Source organism: Delftia sp. DLF01, from assembly GCF_014852125.1.
In the GTDB taxonomy this organism is placed as follows: domain Bacteria; phylum Pseudomonadota; class Gammaproteobacteria; order Burkholderiales; family Burkholderiaceae_C; genus Comamonas; species Comamonas acidovorans.
The window spans coordinates 209,272-228,209 of the sequence record NZ_JACVAZ010000003.1; the positions used below are offsets into that span (position 1 = coordinate 209,272).

Here is an 18,938-nt window from a genome sequence, read left to right on the forward strand (position 1 = left end):
GGGCCGTGCTTACGCCTGACCGGTCAGCGCCGCTGCGTGCCACGTCCGCAGTTGCTCCAGCGTGTTCGTCGTGCCGCCGCAGGCCACCACCAGCACGCGCTTGAAGCCTTGCAGCGCAGGTGCGCCTGCGTAGGCCAGGGCCAGCGCGGCACCGCAGGCGGGCTCCACATGCAGGCGATGGTCATCAATGAAGCGCAGGCAGGCGTCCAGCGCCTGCGCATCCGTCACCACGGCGCTGCGCACGGGGTGCACCTGCGCCAGATCGAAGGCCCGCTGGCAGACCTGGCGCGCGCCCAGCGAAGTGGCAACGCTGGTGATGCGGTCCAGCAGCACGCGGCGGCCCTGGGCCAGCGACTGCGCCAGGGAGTCCGCGCCGGCCGTCTCCGCGGCAATCACGGGCACATCGGTCCAGCCGTGGCGCTCCAGGCCCTGCACCACGCCGGCCAGCAGGCCGCCGCCGCCCACGGCCAGCACCACGGCGTCGGGCTTGAAGTCGGCAGCAGCCAGCTCATCGACCAGGGTGGAATGCCCTGCCCACAGCAGCGGGTCGTCAAAAGGATGGACAAAGGCATCTTCGGCGCCCAGCAGGGACTGGGCCAGGGCATTGGCCTCGTCCCAGACGGCGCCATGCACGATCAGCTCGGCGCCCTGGGCACGGATCAGTGCCCGCGCATGCTCGGTCGTGGTTTGGGGCACGACCACGGTGACGGGTATGGACAGCTGCCGCCCGGCATAGGCCACGGCAATGCCGGCATTGCCGCCCGACGAAGCCACAAAGCGCTTCTTGCCCTGGCGCGCCAGGGTCTCGCAGGCATGGCCTATGCCGCGCAGCTTGAACGATCCGCAGGGTTGCAGCGCATCCAGCTTGAGCCAGATTTCAGGCCCACCGGCGTGGCTCAGGGCATGGGACGGGATAAAGGGAGTGAAGGTGTGCAAAGGCATGGGGTGGCAGTGTAGGACTGGCGTTCAGCCGCGATAATCCCTTGGCTTTTCAAATATTCTTTGCGCTATGAGCACAAATCAAGCCCTACCCCTGTTCGGAGAAATGGCCATCTTCGTCAAGGTGGTGGACACGGGCAGCTTTTCCGAGGCCGCGCGCCAGCTGGGCAGCACGCCATCGGCCACCAGCCGGGGCGTGGCGCGGCTGGAAAGGGCTCTGGGCCTGCGCCTTCTGGAACGCACTACGCGCAAGCTGCGCCTGAGCGAGGCCGGCCGCGAGGTGCATGCGCGCTGCCTGGACATGGTGGGCGCCGCCCAGGCCGTCATGGCCGCGTCCCTGCTGCAGGACGCGCAGCCGCGCGGCCTGGTGCGCATCAGCGTGCCCAAGGCCGTGGGCCGTACCGTGGTCCATCCCCACATGCCCGACTTCCTGGCCCAGTATCCGGAGGTCGATGTGCAGATGCGGCTGGAAGACCGCTACATGGACCTGATCGACGACCCGGTGGACCTGGCCATACGCATCACCAACCACCCGCCGCCGGGCCTCATGGGCCGCCACCTGATGGACATCGACCATCTGCTGTGCGCCTCGCCCCAGTACCTGGCCCGGCACGGCACGCCCGTGCATCCGCTGGAGCTCAAGGCCCACAGCTGCATCTACCTGGGCGAGGAGCCCGGCGACGCACACTGGAAGCTGCGCAGCCATGGCAAGACCGTCACCGTGGCCGTGCGCGGGCGCTATGCCGCCAACCACACCGGTGTGCGGCTGGACGCCGTGCTGCAGCACATCGGCATCGCCAGCCTGCCCCGCTTCACGGCACGCGAGGCCCTGGCGGACGGGCGCATCGTGCAAGTGCTGCCGGACTGGAGCTTCCTGCCCAACTACAGCGGCCAGCTGTGGATTCTTCACCCGCCCACGCGCCACCTGCCGCTCAAGCTGCGCGTGCTGATGGATTTCCTGGCCGAGCGGCTGGGCGGGGTTGATGGGCTGCAGGTTTCATGATTCTTCCATGTGATTTTCAATAGCCAATGGCAATCACGACGACCATTTCATTCGAGCAGAAAACCAAATGACTCCGTCATCCCGGGCGATTCAGCATTCCGCAGTGGATCGCGGTTAAAGTCCGGCATCCATTCGATTCAATATCCCCAAAACCAACGGAGCAAGCATGTCAAAGCGACTGAATGGCCTCATGGCCGCGGCCCTTGCCGCCTTCATTTCCACACCCGCGCTGGCCATTCTGCCGGATTCGGGCATGTGGAGCATTGGCGCGGAACTCAATGGCAAGCCCGGGCGCGGCATTCAGATCGACAGGCAAGGCGGCTCCACGCTGATCCTGACCTATTTCGGTTATCGCGCGGATGGATCGTCACTGTTCCTGCAGGCCGCAGGCACGCTGAAGGACGGCAAGCAGTTTGACGGCGTGCTCACGGAATACCGCAATGGCCGCGCACTGGGTGGCCAGGCCCGCGATGGAGAACTTGCACAGGAGGCTGGCCCGGTCAGGATCGTCTTCGATTCCTCCACCACGGCGACGATCACCCTGCCCGGCGAGGCTCCGCAGCGCCTTCAGCGCTTCCAGTTCGAGGATCTGAAGCGCCGACTCAACTTCACATTCGTCCACACCGTCGCCTATGAGTTCTCCAATATCACACCGGGCACGATCACCATCAAGGCCGATGGCAATACGCTCACCATGTCCCAAAAAACGGGCGGCTCAGGTAGCTGTGAATACGTGGGCGATTTGAAGTATGCGGGCGATGGCTTCCACTCAAAGGGAACGGCCGAATGCGACTGGGGTACAAACATCAGTCACTTCATTTATGAGGCCAAGCACCTGAAAGTGGATGAATTCGGCACACTCAGTGCCCGCATCTATATGGGCCCTGTCGACAAGCCCGGAACCTATAGCCACAGACAGTTCATCAGCGGCATTTGCCAAAATGATCAACCCACGATGCTGGGCACGCCCCGTTGTAATCCCGAGGCCATGCAGGTGGACCCTGCCCTGCAGCGGGAATAGCCGCAGGACGCAAGCGCGCGATCAACGGCTGTCGCGCAACCTGCGCCACAGCGTGGCCCGGCTGATACCCAGGATCTCGCAGGCGCGGCGCTGGTCGCCCTGCACCTGCTCCAGTACTTCGCGCATGCGCTGGCGCTCGGCATCGCGCCGGGCCTCGCGCAACTGCAGTTGCCGCTGCTGTGCGGGCAGGGTCTGAACGGTACCCTGCCCAGCTCCGTCGCATTCAGGAAACAGCTCCCGCAGCCGGCCCATGTCCACGCGGCCCGCACTGTCACGCAGGTCGTGGCGGCAGGCCAGCAGGCGCTCCACCCAGTTGTCCAGCTCTCGCGCATTGCCGGGCCAGCGGTGAGCGGCGGCCAAATCCAGCAGGGCTTCCAGCAAGGGCTCCAGTGAAGAGGCCTCGGCCTGCAGCGACTGCGTGCGCAAACGTCGCGCAAGCATGGTGCGGGCCAGGGCCTGGACATCGCCCTGTCCGCGTTCGTGCAGTCCGGGCATGGCCAGGCGCAGCACGGCCAGGCGGTAGAACAGGTCGCGCCTGAATTCACCGCGCTCGACCAGGGTCGCCAGATCGGCATGCGTGGCGGCGATGACGCGCAGGTCCACGGGCACGGACGTGGTGGAGCCCACGCGCAGCACTTCGCGCTCCTGCAGCACGCGCAACAGGCGGGATTGCAGGGCCAGCGGCATGTCCCCGATCTCGTCCAAGAACAAGGTGCCCGTATGGGCCGCCTCGATCAGCCCGGTCTTGCCGCCGCGCCGCGCGCCGGTGAAAGCGCCTTCGTCGTAGCCGAAGAGTTCGCTCTCCAGCAGGCTTTCCCCCAGGGCCGCGCAGTTGACGGCCAGAAAGGGCTGGGCGGCGCGCCGGCTGGCGCGGTGCATGCCCTGGGCCAGCAACTCCTTGCCCGTGCCACTGTTGCCCTGGATGAGCACGGTGGCATCGCTGGCCGCGAACTGGCGCGCCAGGCGGCGCACGCGCTGGGCGGGTTCGCTGTCGCCCGCGTAGTCTTCGATGCGCCAGCGCACGCCCGCGCCGCGCAGGCTGCGGTTGGCGCGCAGGTGGCGGTCGGCGCGCTGGATGGTGGCGGGATCGCGGCAGACCAGCAAGGCGCCCGTGAGCTGGCCGTTTTCCACGATGGGCGCGCGCCGTACCACCAGGGTGCGCATGGCCAGTTGGACCACGTCTTCACTGCCCTCGGGCTCCAGGGACTGCGACTGCAGCGCCTGCGCCAGTGCCAGCGCGGGCGCCACCTCGTCCAGCAGCCGGCCATGCAGCGCCTTGGCAGGCGCTCCCAGCAGGGCCGCCATGGTGGGGTTCAGTGCCTGGATGCAGCCTTGGGTGTCCACGGCGACCACGCCGTCCTGCAACTGGCCGAGCACGGTTTCCAGCCGCTGGTGGCGGGCGCGCTCGGCATGGCGGTGGCGGGCCAGCAGCACCGCGTCGCGCAGCGCCTGCAGCACGGCGCCGTCGGAGTACAGCAGCACGCTGGGAATGCCGGCCTGCTCGGCCAGATCGGCAACCAGCCCAGGCGCGACCACGGCACCCACGCCTGCGGCCTGCAGCGCACGCACGCAGGCCTGGGCATCCTCGGGCCCGTGGTAGCTGAACTGGGCAATGCCGGCGCCGAACAGCGCGTCGAACTGGGCCAGGTGCGGCGAGGGATGGTCAAACGACACCAGCCCGATGCGCGGCGTGCCGCCCGCCTGCGCCAACTCCCGCGCGCTGGCCAGCGCCTGCAGCAGATCGAAGCCGCGCACCTCGATCATGACCACGGGAATGTCGACATGCTCGCGCACCCAGGCACCACTGGCGCCGGCGGCCACCAGGGCGTCTATGGGCTCGACCGCCTGCAGCGCGCGCACGGCCTGCACGGCGTCGTCAAAGGCCGCGCTGACATGCTCCACACGCACCTGGTCGCCCAACGCCAGGGACATGCGCTCCAGCACGCGGCCGATGCGGTGGCGGCCTATGGTGACGACACGGGGCCATGCCGCGCGGGGGGCGGACGGGGTTCCAGGGACATGGGCCACGACTGATTCATTCATGCAACCGATTATTTCATTCATGCAACATCGCGCTGCATGAATCCAGCAGCAGGTTCCACCCCATCCTCTTGCGAACTGAAAAATTCATTCAGATCAATGGCTTGCAATAACAAGGGTTTACCCTTTATTGCCATGGCATGCAGCTTGCAAACAAGGCCGGCGTTTCAATCATTTCAAGTATTTCCAGGAGACTCCCCATGCACCAGCCATCCCGCCTGCCCCGCCGCACCGCCCTGGCCGCCCTGCTTGCCACCGTGCTGCCGCTGGCCGGCGTGTCGTTTGCCGCGCCTGCCGCCGATGCCTGGCCCACCCGCCCCATCCGCCTGGTGGTGCCGTTCTCTGCAGGCGGCGCCAACGACCTGATGGCCCGCTCGGCCGCCGAAGGTGCGTCCAAAATCCTGGGCCAGCCCGTGGTCATCGACAACCGGCCCGGCGCAGGCGGCACCGTGGGCGCCGACATCGTGGCCAAGGCCCAGCCCGATGGCTACACCCTGCTGGTGAGCGCGGCCGGCGTGATCTCCAACAGCATGATCAAGAAGACCATGCCGTTCAAGGACGATGCGCTGGTGCCCGTGGCCATGATCGGACTGGCGCCTTCGGTGATCGTGGTTCCCAAGAACGCGCCCTACCAGAACCTGCGCGATTTCGTCGAGGCATCGAAGAAGGGCCAGGGCTTCAATTTCGCCACGGCCGGCACGGGCAGCACGCCGCATTTCGTGGCCGAGATGCTGAACGTGAAGTACGGCGCACAGCTGCAGCCCGTGCCCTACAAGAGCGGATCGGAAAGCACGACGGCCGTGCTGGGCGGCCAGGTGGAGGGCACGTCGGAGGCCAGCATCATCGCCCTGCCCCACATCCTCAATGAGGGCAAGTTCAAGGCCCTGGCCACCACCTGGACGCAGCGCATCTCCGCCTATCCGCAGCTGTCCACCGCCGTGGAGCAGGGCTTTGCCGAGCTGCAGATCGCGCACTGGGCCGGCATCCATGCACCCAAGGGCACGCCGCCCGCCATCCTGGACAAGCTGGCCGCCGCCGTGGACCAGGCCATGAAGGAGCCGGCCACCGTGGAGAAGCTCAAGGGCCTGGGCATCGAGCCCATCGGCGGCACGCGCGCCGAGTTCGTGAAATTCACCGATGCCGAGCGCAAGCGCCTGGGCGAGATCGTCAAGGCCGCGAAGATGCAGGAAAAGTGAGCCGCTCCCGCCACAACCACGGATCCCAACCGAGACAAGACACCATGAATACCCGCCGCAACACCCTCCGCCTGAGCTTGGGGCTGGCCCTGAGTGCCACCGCCGCCGCTGCGGCCCTGCTCGCCGCTCCCGCCACCGCCGTGGCCCAGGGCGCAGATGCCTGGCCCTCCCGCCCCATCAAGCTCATCGTGCCCTATGCGGCCGGCGGCTTTGCCGATACGCGGGCCCGAAAGATCGCCGACAAGATAGGCCAGAGCCTGGGCCAGCCCATCGTGATCGACAACCGCGGCGGCGCGGGCGGCGTGACGGGCACGGATGCCATTGCCAAAGCCGCGGACGGCCATACCTTCGGCTTCGGCTCGCCAGGTCCGCTGGTGACCAATCCCATGCTGATGAAAAAGCTGCCCTACAACGCCGCCCGCGACCTGCAGCCCATCATCCTGATCGAAGAGGCGCCGCTGATCCTGACCACGGCGCCCAACCAGCCGTTCAAGACCGTGGCCGAGCTGGTGGCTGCAGCCAAGGCCAAGCCGGGCACGCTGACCTATGGATCATCGGGCGTGGGCGGCGCCCACCACCTGTCGGGCGAGCTGCTGGCCTTCCAGACGCGCACGGACATGGTCCATGTGCCCTACAAGGGCGGCGCGCTGGCAGCCACCGACCTGATGGGCGGGCACCTGGCCTTCATGTTCGAGATGGGCTATGCGGCCTTGCCCGCCATCCAGGGCGACAAGGTCAAGGCGCTGGCCGTGTCCAGCAAGCAGCGACTGAAGGTGCTGCCCAGCGTGCCCACGCTGGATGAGGCGGGCATCAAGGGCTTCGAGTCATACAACTGGCTGGGCATGATTGCACCGGCCAGCACGCCGCCGGCCGTGATCGAGCGCCTGAACAAGGCCGTGAACGAGGCACTCAAGGACGCCGAGGTGCGCGCCATGATCGAGAACACGGGCGGCATGGTCATGGGCGGCACGCCCCAGGCCTACGGCAAGTTCATCGAGGCCGAGCGCGCCAAGTGGGGCCCGGTGATCAAGAACGCCAACATCACGCTGGACTGAGCGCCAGCCCGCGCATCGCTTTTTCCCATTCGACAGAACCATCCATGAACACCAAGCAACAACTCAAGGCCCTGGCCGAAGCGCGCCGCGGCGTGCTCGTGCCCGGCGCATTCAACGCGCTGTCCGCGCGCGTCGTGGCCGATCTCGGCTTCGAGGCCATCTATGTGACCGGAGCCGGCGTGACCAACATGTGGTTCGGCCTGCCCGACCAGGCCTTCATGGGCCTGACCGACATCGCCGACCACACGGCCCGCATCCGTGATGCGGTGGATCTGCCGCTGATCGTCGATGCCGACACCGGCTTCGGCAACGCGCTCAACACCTACCACGCCGTGCGCACGCTGGAGCGCGCAGGCGCCGACTGCATCCAGATCGAGGACCAGATCAGCCCCAAGCGCTGCGGCCATTTCAATGGCAAGGAAGTGATTTCCACCGACGAGATGCTGGGCAAGATCAAGGCCGCCGTGGACGCGCGCCGCGACCAGGGCACGCTGATCATGGCGCGCACCGATGCCTGCGCCACCCAAGGCTTCGAGGCCGCCGTGGAGCGCGCCCAGCGCTTTGCCGAGGCGGGAGCCGACATCCTTTTTGTCGAGGCCGTGACCCAGGCCGAAGAAATCCGCGCCCTGCCCCAGCGCCTGTCCACGCCGCAGCTGATGAACATGGTGATCGGAGGCAAGACGCCCATCACCGACGCGGGCGAGCTGGCAGACCTGGGCTATGGCCTGGTGCTGTATGCCAACGCGGCGCTGCAAGGCGCCGTGGCCGGCATGCAAAAGGCGCTGGGCCAACTGCGCAACGAGCGCAGGGTGGACGAGAACCCCGCTGTGGTCGCCCCCTTTGCCGAGCGCCAGCGCCTGGTCAACAAGCCGTTCTGGGATGCGCTGGAAAAGAAGTACGAGTGAAGCACGAGTGAAGTTCGAGCGAGGGCGGGCTGGCACAGCGCCGCTCAGCCGCTCAGCCCCTCGCAGGCGCCTTCCACCCCTTGAGCGTCAACTCCAGCGCCTGCAGCGCCTGCGGCAGGCGTTCGGGGGGCGCCCCTTCCTCGGCAATCCAGAACGCGGATTCCACCAGGCAGCCATTGAGCAGGCGCGACATGGCCAGAGGATTGGCACGCACGATCACGCCGCGGTCCATGAGCTGCTCCAGGTAGCCGGCCACGAAGGCGATGCAGGCGCGGTGCTGCTCGCCCTGGTCCGTGCCCGTGAGCACGGCGCGCGCATCCTGCAGCACGATGCGGCGTATCTCGCCCTCCTGCGCCATGGCCAGGTAGGCGCGGCAGTAGGCCAGGAACCCCTCCCAGGGGTCGGCATGGTCGGCCAGCACCTGCTCCAGGCGTGCGTCCATCTCGGCATCCATCTGCGCCACCACGGCGGCCAGCAGGCCCGGCTTGCCACCGAAATGGTGGTACAGCGCGCCGCGCGTCAGGCCGGCATTGGCCGTCAATTCGTCCATGGAGGCCTGGGAATAGCCCTGGCTGCCAAAGGCCTCGCGCGCAGCCTCGATGAGCTTGGCGCGTGTCTCCTCGATCATGCTGGCCCGGCTTTTGCGCATGGCGCACTCCATTCACATACAAAACGTATGCCAATGATACGGCGCGTCATGGGCAACCCGTAGAATCGCTGACATACGCCGCGTATGTGATTGCAGCGGCCTGTCCGTTTTCCGAGGTTTCCATGTTCCACGCCTACCGCCAGCTGTTCACCCGGCCCGGCACGGCCGCCTTTGTGCTGGCCGGTCTCCTGGCCCGCCTGCCCCTTTCCATGACGGGCATCGGCCTGATCACCATGCTGTCCCAGCAGCGCGGCGCCTACACGCTGGCCGGCGCGGTCGCGGCCTGCTTTGCGCTGTCCATTGCGGTGCTGGCGCCCCGCATCTCGGCCCTGGTGGACCGCCATGGCCAGCGCAAGGTGCTGCCCTGGGCAGCGGCCGTGAGTGCTGCCGCCATGTTTGCGCTGCTGGCCTGCGCGCATTGGCAGGGGCCGGATTGGCTGCTGCTGGTGCTGGCAGCGCTGGTGGGCGCCCTGCCCAGCATGCCGGCCATGGTGCGTGCGCGCTGGACCGTGCTGCTGCGCGGCACGCCCCAGCTGCAGACGGCCTATGCGCTGGAGGCCGTGCTGGACGATGTCTGCTTCATCGTCGGCCCGCCGCTGTCGGTGGGTTTGAGCATGGTGCTGTTCCCCGAGGCCGGGCCGCTGGCCGCCTCCTTGCTGCTGCTGGTGGGCGTGGCGCTGTTCGTGGCCCAGCGCCGCACAGAGCCGCCCGTGGACACATCGCAGCAGCGCACGCGCCAGCAGTCGCTGGCCCGCCATCCCGTGGTGCGCACGCTGGCGCTGTTCATGCTGGCCCAGGGCATCATCGTGGGCACCATCGACGTGGCCAGCGTGGCCTTTGCCACGCAGCAGGGCCAGCCGGCGGCGGCCAGCATCGTGCTGTCGTTCTATGCGCTGGGGTCCTGCGTGATGGGACTGGTGTTCGGCACGCTGCGCCTGAAGGCGCCGCTGCACCGCCAGATTGCCTGGGTGGGCGCCTCGGTCTGCATCACCGCCGTGCCCCTGCTGCTGGCCACCAATGTGTTCACGCTGACCCTGGCCGTGTTGCTGGCCGGCATTACCTTCGGGCCGACCATCACCGTGGCCATGGGCCTGGTGGAGCAGCAGGTGCCGCACCAGCGCCTGACCGAAGGCATGACCTGGCTGCTGACGGGCATTGCCATGGGCGTGGCCCTGGGCGCGGCCGCCGCAGGCTGGGCCACCGACCTGTGGGGCGCGCGCATTTCCTTCGTGGTGGCGCTGCTGGCCGGTGTCGCCATGTGGGCCCTGGGCGTGCTGGCCGCACGCCAGGCACGAGCGAAAGAGAGCCAGCCCGCCGAAGACGCAGCCGCCGCCTGCACCTGAACACGGCCGCAACGCCCGCGCCAGCCCAGACTGCTCAGGCCGCTCAGGCCGTGGCCATCAGGGCCAGCAGCTCGGCCAGGCGCTGGCGCATCCACAGCGCTTCGGCCCCGGGCGCCAGCCCTTCCAGCCACAGCATGCGCACGGTCAGCGGCGGCAGCGCCAGCCCCTCGCAGGCGCGTTGCCGCAGATGCGGGCGCAGGTCGCCGAACTCGGCAATATTGACCGGCAGGATGGCCCAGCCCAGGCCGTCGGCCACCATGTCGGCAATCACATAGAAGCTGTTGGAGCGCCAGACGGCGGGACTGAGCACGGTGTCCTCCACGCCCTCGATGTGCATCAGCAACTGGCGGTGCGCGGCCAGTTGCCTGCGCGTGAGGGCCGCCGTGCCATCGAGCACATGGCCCTTGGCCACGCAAATGGTCTGCGGCACGCTGCCGATATGGCGCTGGGCGCAGGTGGCCGGCGCAGGCGCTCGGTCGAACTGGAAGGCGACCTGGGCACGCTGCGCCGCCACATGCTCGGCCACTTCGGAGGCCGTGCCGTTCAGCACGGTCAGCTCCATGGCCGGAAAGCGCGCCGCCAGCTCCTTGAACAGCTGGGCCAGCGGCACATAGGGCAATGCCTCGTCCAGCGCAACGGCCAGGCGTGCCTGCCCGCCTGCGGCCAATGCGCGGGCGCGGTGGTCCATGGCCTGGGCCTGGTGCAGCAGGGACCGGGCCTCCAGCAGCATCACCTCCCCTGCCGCCGTCAGCTGCACGCGGCGCCCCACGCGGTCGAACAGCTCCAGCCCCAGGTCGGCTTCCAGCAGGCCGATGGCCGTGCTCACGGCCGACTGCGCACGCCCCAGGCGACGGGCGGCCTCGGTCATGGTGCCGGCTTCGGCCACCGCCACGAAATGCTTCAGCCTGTCGAGTGTCCATTCCATCCATCAATTTTATGGATGGAATCAAACTTTGATGAATCATTTCATTGATGGAAACTGTGGTTTTCATCAAGAAGGAAGTCCTGGCCCACAAGGCCCGGGGCAAACAGGTGCTTTATGGCGTTCACAACGCAAACCCAGAACCCCGTTGCGGGGCATCTTCCAAAATCCCAGGCGGCCGATCCGCGCCGCTGGCTGGTGCTGGCCATCGTCTCGGTAGCGCTGCTGCTCATCGTCATCGACATGACGGTGCTCTACACGGCACTGCCGCGCCTGACGCATGACTTGGCGGCCACGGCCTCGGCCAAGCTGTGGATCGTCAATATCTATGCCCTGGTGGTCTCCGGCCTGCTGCTGGGCATGGGCACGCTGGGCGACAGGCTCGGCCACAAGCGGCTGTTCATGGCCGGGCTGTGCGTGTTCGGCGTGGCATCGCTGTGCGCGGCCTTTGCGCCCTCGCCCGCCCTGCTGATTGCGGCGCGCGCGCTGCTGGGCGTGGGCGCGGCCATGATGATGCCGGCCACGCTGTCCCTGATCCGCCTGAGCTTTGCCGATGAGCGCGAGCGCGCGCTGGCCATCGGCATCTGGGCCTCGGTGGCCTCGGGCGGTGCGGCCTTCGGGCCGGTGGTGGGCGGGCTGCTGCTCGAATACTTCTGGTGGGGCTCGGTGTTCCTGATCAATGTGCCCATCGTGCTGCTCGCCCTGCCCCTGGCCGGCTGGCTGATTCCCGCAGGCACGGCCACCGCGCAGCGGCCCTGGGACTTCATCGGCTCACTGCAGGTCATGGCAGGCCTGGTGGGCAGCACCTATGCCATCAAGGAAGCCGGCAAACAGTCGCCCGACTGGGCCCTGGCCGCCGTGGCCCTGGTGCTGGGCCTGGGCTTTCTCGCGCTGTTCGTGCGGCGCCAGCGCCGCAGCAGCGACCCGCTGCTGGACTTTGCGCTGTTCCGCAACCCGGCGTTTGCCACGGCCGTGGCCTCGGCCCTGGTGGCAGCGGCCGCGCTGATCGGCATGGAGCTCGTGTTCAGCCAGCGCCTGCAACTGGTGCAGGGACTGTCGCCACTGCAGGCCGGCCTGGCCGTGCTGCCGCTTCCGCTGGCCGCCTTTGTCGCAGGCCCCGTGGCAGGCCACTGGCTGCCACGCCTGGGCGGCGCGCGCATGCTGCCGGCAGCGCTGCTGCTGTCGGGCCTGGGCATGGGCGGCTATCTGCTGGTCCACGAAATGGGCTGGTGGCCGCAGGCGGCAGCGCTGGCCGTGCTGGGCCTGGGCATAGGCGCGGCCATGACCACGGCGTCGAGCACCATCATGCAAAGCGCTCCCGCGGATCGTGCCGGCATGGCGGCCTCGGTCGAGGAGGTGTCATACGAGCTGGGCGGCGCCCTGGGCGTGACGCTGATGGGCAGCCTGCTGTCGGCCGTCTATGCAGGCTCACTGCACCTGCCGGAGGGCCTGGGCCTGGCCCTGCCCGACTCCGTGCGCGACAGCCTGGACGAAGCCCTGCTGGCCGCCGATCAGCTGATGCCCCAGGCCGCGCACCAGTTGACCGAGCTGGCACGCACGGCCTTCGGCCAGGGTTTCAGCGCCGTGATCGCCAGCGCCACGCTGCTGCTGGTCTGCACGGCACTGTGGACAGGCTGGCGGCTGCGCGCTCAGCGCCGCTGAGCCGTCGCCTTCCTCTCAAAAAGCAAAAAGCCCCGTCCGGGGCTTTTTGCGTTGCGTGCACATGGCGTGCACACGTCGTACCTGCGCTTCGATCAGGCGAAGTTCTGCTCGGCAAACTTCCAGTTCACCAGCTGGCCGAGGAAGGTCTCGACGAACTTGGGACGCAGGTTGCGGTAGTCGATGTAGTAGGCGTGTTCCCAGACGTCCACGGTCAGCAGGGCCTTGTCTTCCGTGGTCAGGGGCGTGCCGGCAGCACCGGTGTTGACGATGTCCACCGAACCGTCGGCCTTCTTGACCAGCCAGGTCCAGCCAGAGCCGAAGTTGCCCACGGCCGACTTCACGAAGGCTTCCTTGAAGGCGGCGTAGCTGCCCCACTTCTTGTTGATGGCGTCAGCCAGTGCGCCGGTGGGCTCGCCGCCACCGTTGGGGGCCATGCAGTTCCAGAAGAAGGTGTGGTTCCAGATCTGGGCTGCGTTGTTGTAGATGCCACCGGAAGACTTCTTGACGATCTCTTCCAGGGTCATGTTTTCGAATTCGGTGCCCTTTTGCAGGTTGTTCAGGTTCACCACATAGGCGTTGTGGTGCTTGCCATGGTGGTACTCCAGCGTTTCCTGGCTGTAGTGGGGTGCCAGCGCGTCAATCGCATAGGGCAGAGGGGGCAAGGTATGTTCCATGGTGTTTCCTTCGTGGTTGAAATCTTTTAGGACGGGCCAGCACCTGTTGCGCAGAGCGCCTGCAGCGCCTGCCGTGACCGTCGCGCGGGGCCTGCACTGCACGCATTGCTGCGAGCCCTGGCCCTCACGCACCCGAACGGGCATTGTAGGAACAACTTCGTGACCCTGCGGCGAAAGCGCGCGCCAAATGGCCCATCTTGGCCCGCTGCTGCGGGGGTGGATGTGAATTGACCTTGATCCGGCCAATCGGCCTACACGGATACTGCCTGCCGCCCGCCACTCCCTGCACGCCGAACGCTGCACCCAGGGCGCCGCAGTTCAGAGCAGGCGCGGCTGCGTCACCACCAGGTCCAGGCTGCCGTCGGCCAGCTGTGCCTGCAAGGCCGTGCCCGGTGGCGCGCTGCGCGCCTCGGTCACGGGATGGCCCTCGGCATCGGTCAGCAGGGCATAGCCGCGCTGCAGCACCAGGCGCGGGTCCAGCAGCTGCAGGCGAAGCTCCATGCGCGCCAGGTGATCCGCGCGCCTGTCCAGGCCGCGACGCATGCCGGCAGGCAACTGCGCCTGCAGGCCCTGCCCCGCATGGTCCATGCGCTGCAGCCGCAACTGCATGGCATGGCGCAGTCGCTGGGCCTGGCGGCTGAGCTGCAGCCGGCTGCGGGCCAGTTGCTCGCTGGGCCGGCCCAGGCGCTGCGCTGCCAGGTCCAGGCGCTGCTGCTGGCGGTCCAGCAGCCGCTGCACACCGTCCTCCAGGCGGCCCTGCATGAGCTGCAGCGCACCCATCCAGACCTCGCGCGGCTGGCTCACCAGTTCGGCCGCCGCCGTGGGCGTGGGCGCGCGCAGGTCGGCGCAGAAGTCGGCAATGGTGAAATCGGTCTCGTGCCCCACGCCGCTGATCAGCGGCACCGGGCTTTGCACGATGGTGCGGGCCAGGCGCTCGTCATTGAAGGCCCAAAGGTCTTCAATGGAGCCGCCCCCGCGCACCAGCAAGATGGTGTCGATGGGCGGCGCGCCATCAACCGAGCCCGCGCCTTCCTGCGCCAGGCCATAAAGCCTTTGCAGCGCATCGATCAGGGAGGCCGGCGCCTGCGCGCCCTGCACCAGGGCAGGCACCAGCACCACGGGGATATGGGGCACGCGGCGGCGCAGCGCCGTGATCACGTCGTGCAGCGCAGCAGCCCCCGGCGAAGTCACCACACCAATGCCGCGCGGCAGCGGCGGCAGGCTGCGCTTTCGGGCCGCGTCGAAAAGGCCTTCGGCCTCCAGCTGCGCCTTCAGCCGCAGGAACTGCTCGAACAGGGCGCCCTGGCCCGCACGCTGCATGCTCTCGACGACCAGTTGCAGGTCGCCACGCTGCTCGTAGACGCCCAGCCGGCCCCGCAACTCGACCAGTTCGCCGTCGCGCGGCGAAAAATCCATGAGCTGGGCCGCACGCCGGAACATGGCGCAGCGGATCTGCCCGCCCGCGTCCTTGATGCTGAAGTAGCAATGCCCGCTGGCAGCGCGCGAAAAGCCGCTGATCTCGCCGCGAACCGCCACCGGATTGAAGCGTGCCTGCAAGGCGTCGCTCACGGCGCGGCACAGCGCGCCGACTTCCCAGACCAGCGGCGCCGCTGCTGGGTTCATTGCGCCGAATGCACCACTCATGCGGCCTCCCGGTCTGCATGCAGTGCAACATTCTCCACAGGCAGGCGGATGCAGACCCGAGCAGGCACTTTGGCGGCAATTTGCAGAAGCACTCTCAAAAACACCTCGCAAGCAATTGATTCATAAAGATTTTTTTGCTGCAACAAAGAATTCACATTTGTCACAGTGTCCATTCGCCGCCGCAGCGGCGTTTGCGCAACCCGCTTGATAACAAAGTTATCCACAGAAATTTGTGCTATAGCGACCATCCAAAATCCCGAATATGGGGAGCCGCCCGTTGCCTGGATGCTGCGCCGGGTCACAGTTTTCAGGCGATCGCGGACACGAGACGCCTGGACCGGCCATATGGCTGGGCCATAATCGTCGGCTGCAGTTAAACGCGGGGGGAAAACAACTTGCTGTCGATCATACAAGCCGCAGGCTGGCCGATCTGGCCACTGATTGCCTGCTCCATCCTGGCTCTGGCCCTGGTCTTTGAACGTTTCGTGGCGCTGAAAACGGCCCGCGTAGCGCCGCCCGCCCTGCTGGGCGAGGCGATTTCCGTGTCCTCGCGCGGCCTGCCCAGCCAGGAAGTCGTGCAGCAGCTGTCCCAGAACTCCACGCTGGGCGAAGTCCTGGCAAGCGGACTGCGCGCCCTGCAGGCCCATCCGGACAGCAGCGAAGAAGAGCTTCGCGCCTCCATGGAAGGCGCCGGCCGCGCTGCTGCCCACACGCTGGAAAAGCACCTGAGCGCGCTGGCCACCATCGCCTCTGCCGCGCCTTTGCTGGGCCTGCTGGGCACGGTGATCGGCATGATCGAGATCTTCGGCTCGCAAGGCGGCGCATCGGCCACCGGCGGCGGCAACCCGGCACAGCTGGCGGCCGGCATCTCCATCGCCCTGTACAACACGGCCTTCGGCCTGATCGTCGCCATTCCGGCGCTGATCTTCTGGCGCTACTTCCGCGCCCGCGTCGATGGCTACCTGCTGGGCATGGAGCTGGCTTCCGAGCAGTTCGTGCGCCACCTGGTGCGCGTCGGCGGCAAGTGAACCCGCAGAACCCGCACGCGAGAGACCTGCCATGAACTTCCGTCCCCGCCGCCGTGACGAGCCCGAGATCAACCTGATCCCGTTCATCGATGTGCTGCTGGTGGTGCTGATCTTTCTGATGCTGTCCACCACCTACAGCAAGTTCACCGAGCTGCAGCTGACCCTTCCCGTGGCCGATGTCGAGCAGCAGCGCGACCGGCCCCGCGAAATCATCGTCGCCATCGCCGCCGACGGCCGCTACGCCATTAACAAGACCGCCGTGGAAGACCGCAGCGTCACCGGCCTGACCCAGGCACTGGCCGCAGCGGCCGTTGCCGGCAAGGACAGCGTGGTCATCATCAGCGCCGACGCCACCGCGCCGCACCAGTCCGTGGTGTCGGTGATGGAAGCCTCGCGCCGCGCCGGACTGTCCCAGATCACCTTTGCCACGCAGACCTCGGCCAGCGCCGGGCGCTGAGGGCAAGGCCTCCATGCCCGGGAATGGCCCCGCCCCCGCAGCCCGGGGGCTTCGCGCGGCCTGGCGCCACCGCGGCCCGCTGGCCTGCGCGCTCCTTCCCCTGTCCCTGCTATACCGCGCCCTGCTGGGCCTGCATCGGCTGCCTTACGCCCTGGGTTTAAGGCGTGCAGGCCAGGCCGGCATTCCGGTCATCGTCGTCGGCAATGTGATTGCGGGCGGCGCCGGAAAGACCCCCGTCACGCTCGCCCTGGCCCGCCATCTGCGGGACAGCGGCTGGAGCCCTGGCATCGTCTCGCGCGGCTATGGCCGCAGCACGGACGACTGCCGCGAAGCCACGCCCGACAGCGCCCCCGCCGATGTGGGCGACGAGCCCGCGCTGCTGGCGCGTGCCAGCGGCGTGCCGGTCTTTGTGGCCCGCAAGCGCATCGAGGCCGTCCAGGCCCTGCGCGCCCGCCATCCCCAGGTGGATGTGGTCATCAGCGACGACGGCCTGCAGCACCTGGCCCTGGCCCGCGACATCGAGCTGTGCGTCTTCAACGACGACGGCATCGGCAATGGCTGGCTGCTGCCGGCAGGCCCGCTGCGCGAACCCTGGCCGCGCCCCGTCACCGCCGTGCTGCACGCGGGCGCCTGCCCGCCAACGGATGCGCCCGCCTTTGCCATGCAGCGCCAACTGGCCGCTGAAGGCGTCAATGCGCACGGTGAGCGCATTCCCCTGGCGGCCCTGCGCGGACGGCCCGTGGAGGCCGTGGCCGCCGTGGCCCGGCCCGAGGGCTTTTTCTCCATGCTGGCCAGCGAACAGGGCCTGGCGCTGGAGCATGCCCAGGCGCTGCCGGATCACTATAATTTTGAGAGCTTCCAGCGTCTGGGACGCCATGACGACCCGCTGGTCTGCACCGAAAAAGATGCCGTCAAGCTGTGGCGCACCCATCCCCAGGCCTGGTCCGTTGCGCTGCAATTGCAGCTGCCGCCAGATTTCTGGGCGCTGCTGGATCAGCGGCTGCAGGCGCTGCGCAGGCCACGCGCCTGACTATCATCACCGTCTTGGCTGGCCGCCACGGCCCGCCCTCCCCCTCCAAAACACAGGATCCGCCATGGACGCCAAACTTCTCGAACTGCTGGTCTGCCCCGTCACCAAAGGCCCGCTGCGCTTTGACCGCGAGCACCAGGAACTGGTCTCGCGCAGCGCGCGCCTGGCCTACCCCGTGCGCGACGGCATTCCGGTGCTGCTGGAGGCCGAAGCCCGCACGCTGGACGACGACGAGCTCGAGGACTGATCGCGCCGCAAGGCCCGATTTCCGACGACGCCCGCGCCCGCACTTTCGACCATCTCCGCAACGCACCATGCCCACCGCGCCCTTCACGGTTCTGATTCCTGCCCGCCTTGCCTCCAGCCGCCTGCCAGGCAAGCCCCTTGCAGACATTGCAGGCCTTCCCATGGTCGTGCGCGTGGCACAGCGTGCCGGCCTCAGCGGCGCCACGCGCTGCGTGGTCGCGGCCGATGACGAGAGCATCGTCGCCGCCTGCGCCGCGCACGGCGTTGCGGCCGTGCTCACGCGCAACGACCACGCCAGCGGCAGCGACCGCCTGGCCGAGGCCTGCGAACTGCTGGGCCTGGATGGCGACGACATCGTCGTCAACGTCCAGGGCGACGAACCGTTGATCGCTCCCGACCTCATCGATGCCGTGGCCGCCCTGCTGCCGCAGCGGCCCTCGGCCAGCATGGGCACGGCGACACATGCCATCGACAGCCTGGCCGACTTCACCAACCCGAACGTGGTCAAGGTCGTCTGCGATGCCCAGGGCATGGCCCACTATTTCAGCCGCGCACCCATCCCCTTTGCGCGTGAACATGCAGGCCAGGCATGGTGGGAGACTGCATCTGCAGCGGCAGCGCCGGGTCACCCCGGCTTCGCGCCCCTGCGCCACATCGGCATCTACAGCTACCGTGCCGGTTTCCTGCGCAGCTTCCCACAGCTTTCTCCCGCCCCCACCGAGGTGCTGGAGGCGCTGGAACAGTTGCGTGCGCTGTGGCATGGCCACCGCATCGCCGTCCACCTCACGCCCCATGCACCAGGCCCCGGCGTTGACACCCCCGAAGACCTGGAACGGGTGCGCGCCCAGTTGTCCGCCTGAATCCGATCCCGCATACGCCAATACAGATGCGCCAATGGCGATGCCCGGCATCGCCATTCACATCACAACTGCACATGCGGTTTTGTCGGACAGCAAAACGCAGTTTTTGGAGATTGCACAGGCGACAGTTTTGCCCTCTGCGTGTAAGCCAGTGTTAGCCCTGTGCGTGCTATCCTTGCCCGCGACAAAAATATGACGCATGGACTGTCCGCCCCGGTGGGCCGATCCGGCAGACAAGAATTTCTACTCTCCTCAAGGACTTCC

The 18,938-nt window shown here is 67.6% G+C and carries 19 protein-coding genes; 12 read left to right on the forward strand and 7 right to left on the reverse strand.

What is annotated here, in order from left to right; genetic code table 11:
- Window positions 1-9: 9 nt before the first annotated feature.
- Window positions 10-942, reverse strand: coding sequence for a pyridoxal-phosphate dependent enzyme (locus IB269_RS16125; RefSeq protein ID WP_192367661.1), 933 nt, complete (start codon window positions 940-942; stop codon window positions 10-12).
- A 67-nt stretch (window positions 943-1,009) separates the two neighbouring features.
- Here IB269_RS16125 and IB269_RS16130 point away from each other — a divergent pair, with 67 nt between their 5' ends.
- Window positions 1,010-1,942, forward strand: a complete 933-nt coding sequence (locus tag IB269_RS16130; protein ID WP_192367662.1) for a LysR family transcriptional regulator — start codon at window positions 1,010-1,012, stop codon at window positions 1,940-1,942.
- A 166-nt stretch (window positions 1,943-2,108) separates the two neighbouring features.
- Window positions 2,109-2,963: a hypothetical protein gene (locus IB269_RS16135; protein ID WP_063326255.1), complete on the forward strand. Its 855-nt coding sequence runs from the start codon at window positions 2,109-2,111 to the stop codon at window positions 2,961-2,963.
- A 21-nt stretch (window positions 2,964-2,984) separates the two neighbouring features.
- On the opposite strand, the gene prpR is transcribed toward IB269_RS16135, so the two are convergent.
- On the reverse strand, window positions 2,985-5,027 hold the full coding sequence (prpR, locus tag IB269_RS16140) for a propionate catabolism operon regulatory protein PrpR (RefSeq protein WP_412523748.1): 2,043 nt from the start codon (window positions 5,025-5,027) through the stop codon (window positions 2,985-2,987).
- Between the two features lie 176 nt (window positions 5,028-5,203).
- Between prpR and IB269_RS16145 the strand changes: the two genes are divergently transcribed.
- Genes IB269_RS16145 through IB269_RS16155 form a run of 3 tightly spaced genes read left to right on the forward strand, consistent with a single transcriptional unit; the run spans window position 5,204 to window position 8,159 of the window.
- Window positions 5,204-6,199, forward strand: coding sequence for a Bug family tripartite tricarboxylate transporter substrate binding protein (locus IB269_RS16145; protein ID WP_012205415.1), 996 nt, complete (start codon window positions 5,204-5,206; stop codon window positions 6,197-6,199).
- A 44-nt stretch (window positions 6,200-6,243) separates the two neighbouring features.
- Window positions 6,244-7,254 carry a Bug family tripartite tricarboxylate transporter substrate binding protein gene (locus IB269_RS16150; protein WP_192367664.1) on the forward strand — a complete coding sequence of 337 codons (1,011 nt, stop codon included), beginning with the start codon at window positions 6,244-6,246 and terminating at the stop codon, window positions 7,252-7,254.
- 44 nt (window positions 7,255-7,298) lie between these two features.
- Window positions 7,299-8,159, forward strand: a complete 861-nt coding sequence (locus tag IB269_RS16155) for an isocitrate lyase/PEP mutase family protein (RefSeq protein WP_154834398.1) — start codon at window positions 7,299-7,301, stop codon at window positions 8,157-8,159.
- Between the two features lie 52 nt (window positions 8,160-8,211).
- Here the strand turns inward: IB269_RS16155 and IB269_RS16160 are convergent, their stop codons facing one another.
- Complete coding sequence (locus IB269_RS16160; RefSeq protein WP_192367665.1) at window positions 8,212-8,808, reverse strand: TetR/AcrR family transcriptional regulator; 597 nt, start codon at window positions 8,806-8,808, stop codon at window positions 8,212-8,214.
- Between the two features lie 122 nt (window positions 8,809-8,930).
- Here IB269_RS16160 and IB269_RS16165 point away from each other — a divergent pair, with 122 nt between their 5' ends.
- Window positions 8,931-10,151, forward strand: a complete 1,221-nt coding sequence (locus IB269_RS16165; RefSeq protein WP_180317169.1) for an MFS transporter — start codon at window positions 8,931-8,933, stop codon at window positions 10,149-10,151.
- Between the two features lie 43 nt (window positions 10,152-10,194).
- On the opposite strand, the gene IB269_RS16170 is transcribed toward IB269_RS16165, so the two are convergent.
- Window positions 10,195-11,076, reverse strand: a complete 882-nt coding sequence (locus IB269_RS16170) for a LysR family transcriptional regulator (RefSeq protein WP_034393130.1) — start codon at window positions 11,074-11,076, stop codon at window positions 10,195-10,197.
- A 114-nt stretch (window positions 11,077-11,190) separates the two neighbouring features.
- Between IB269_RS16170 and IB269_RS16175 the strand changes: the two genes are divergently transcribed.
- Complete coding sequence (locus IB269_RS16175; protein WP_225614162.1) at window positions 11,191-12,735, forward strand: MFS transporter; 1,545 nt, start codon at window positions 11,191-11,193, stop codon at window positions 12,733-12,735.
- 92 nt (window positions 12,736-12,827) lie between these two features.
- Here the strand turns inward: IB269_RS16175 and IB269_RS16180 are convergent, their stop codons facing one another.
- From IB269_RS16180 to IB269_RS16190, 3 genes are all read right to left on the reverse strand, one after another.
- A complete protein-coding gene (locus IB269_RS16180) occupies window positions 12,828-13,409 on the reverse strand; it encodes a Fe-Mn family superoxide dismutase (protein ID WP_012205408.1) in 582 nt (193 codons plus the stop codon).
- 318 nt (window positions 13,410-13,727) lie between these two features.
- The gene (gene xseA, locus IB269_RS16185; protein ID WP_192367666.1) at window positions 13,728-15,053 is read right to left on the reverse strand and encodes an exodeoxyribonuclease VII large subunit; all 1,326 of its coding nucleotides are present in this window, start codon (window positions 15,051-15,053) and stop codon (window positions 13,728-13,730) included.
- A complete protein-coding gene (locus IB269_RS16190; protein ID WP_139093503.1) occupies window positions 15,050-15,301 on the reverse strand; it encodes a hypothetical protein in 252 nt (83 codons plus the stop codon). Before IB269_RS16190 ends, xseA begins: the two co-directional genes overlap by 4 nt.
- Window positions 15,302-15,448: 147 nt before the next feature.
- On the opposite strand from IB269_RS16190, the gene IB269_RS16195 reads away from it, so the two are divergent.
- The 5 genes from IB269_RS16195 to kdsB all read left to right on the forward strand — a co-directional run bounded on the left by IB269_RS16195 (window position 15,449) and on the right by kdsB (window position 18,674).
- On the forward strand, window positions 15,449-16,081 hold the full coding sequence (locus IB269_RS16195) for a MotA/TolQ/ExbB proton channel family protein (protein ID WP_012205406.1): 633 nt from the start codon (window positions 15,449-15,451) through the stop codon (window positions 16,079-16,081).
- Between the two features lie 31 nt (window positions 16,082-16,112).
- Window positions 16,113-16,538 (forward strand): ExbD/TolR family protein, encoded by a 426-nt coding sequence (locus IB269_RS16200; protein ID WP_012205405.1) that lies wholly within the window; start codon window positions 16,113-16,115, stop codon window positions 16,536-16,538.
- 13 nt (window positions 16,539-16,551) lie between these two features.
- Window positions 16,552-17,568 (forward strand): tetraacyldisaccharide 4'-kinase, encoded by a 1,017-nt coding sequence (lpxK, locus tag IB269_RS16205; protein WP_192367667.1) that lies wholly within the window; start codon window positions 16,552-16,554, stop codon window positions 17,566-17,568.
- Between the two features lie 64 nt (window positions 17,569-17,632).
- On the forward strand, window positions 17,633-17,815 hold the full coding sequence (locus IB269_RS16210; protein WP_012205403.1) for a Trm112 family protein: 183 nt from the start codon (window positions 17,633-17,635) through the stop codon (window positions 17,813-17,815).
- A 67-nt stretch (window positions 17,816-17,882) separates the two neighbouring features.
- On the forward strand, window positions 17,883-18,674 hold the full coding sequence (kdsB, locus tag IB269_RS16215) for a 3-deoxy-manno-octulosonate cytidylyltransferase (protein WP_192367668.1): 792 nt from the start codon (window positions 17,883-17,885) through the stop codon (window positions 18,672-18,674).
- Window positions 18,675-18,938: the final 264 nt, after the last annotated feature.

Coding starts and splice junctions, on each gene's coding strand:
- IB269_RS16125 (WP_192367661.1), bottom strand. CDS start 942: ATGCCTTTGCACACCTTCACTCCCTTTATCCCGTCCCATGCCCTGAGC.
- IB269_RS16130 (WP_192367662.1), top strand. CDS start 1,010: ATGAGCACAAATCAAGCCCTACCCCTGTTCGGAGAAATGGCCATCTTC.
- IB269_RS16135 (WP_063326255.1), top strand. CDS start 2,109: ATGTCAAAGCGACTGAATGGCCTCATGGCCGCGGCCCTTGCCGCCTTC.
- prpR (WP_412523748.1), bottom strand. CDS start 5,027: ATGAATGAAATAATCGGTTGCATGAATGAATCAGTCGTGGCCCATGTC.
- IB269_RS16145 (WP_012205415.1), top strand. CDS start 5,204: ATGCACCAGCCATCCCGCCTGCCCCGCCGCACCGCCCTGGCCGCCCTG.
- IB269_RS16150 (WP_192367664.1), top strand. CDS start 6,244: ATGAATACCCGCCGCAACACCCTCCGCCTGAGCTTGGGGCTGGCCCTG.
- IB269_RS16155 (WP_154834398.1), top strand. CDS start 7,299: ATGAACACCAAGCAACAACTCAAGGCCCTGGCCGAAGCGCGCCGCGGC.
- IB269_RS16160 (WP_192367665.1), bottom strand. CDS start 8,808: ATGCGCAAAAGCCGGGCCAGCATGATCGAGGAGACACGCGCCAAGCTC.
- IB269_RS16165 (WP_180317169.1), top strand. CDS start 8,931: ATGTTCCACGCCTACCGCCAGCTGTTCACCCGGCCCGGCACGGCCGCC.
- IB269_RS16170 (WP_034393130.1), bottom strand. CDS start 11,076: ATGGAATGGACACTCGACAGGCTGAAGCATTTCGTGGCGGTGGCCGAA.
- IB269_RS16175 (WP_225614162.1), top strand. CDS start 11,191: ATGGCGTTCACAACGCAAACCCAGAACCCCGTTGCGGGGCATCTTCCA.
- IB269_RS16180 (WP_012205408.1), bottom strand. CDS start 13,409: ATGGAACATACCTTGCCCCCTCTGCCCTATGCGATTGACGCGCTGGCA.
- xseA (WP_192367666.1), bottom strand. CDS start 15,053: ATGAGTGGTGCATTCGGCGCAATGAACCCAGCAGCGGCGCCGCTGGTC.
- IB269_RS16190 (WP_139093503.1), bottom strand. CDS start 15,301: ATGGTCGCTATAGCACAAATTTCTGTGGATAACTTTGTTATCAAGCGG.
- IB269_RS16200 (WP_012205405.1), top strand. CDS start 16,113: ATGAACTTCCGTCCCCGCCGCCGTGACGAGCCCGAGATCAACCTGATC.
- lpxK (WP_192367667.1), top strand. CDS start 16,552: ATGCCCGGGAATGGCCCCGCCCCCGCAGCCCGGGGGCTTCGCGCGGCC.
- IB269_RS16210 (WP_012205403.1), top strand. CDS start 17,633: ATGGACGCCAAACTTCTCGAACTGCTGGTCTGCCCCGTCACCAAAGGC.
- kdsB (WP_192367668.1), top strand. CDS start 17,883: ATGCCCACCGCGCCCTTCACGGTTCTGATTCCTGCCCGCCTTGCCTCC.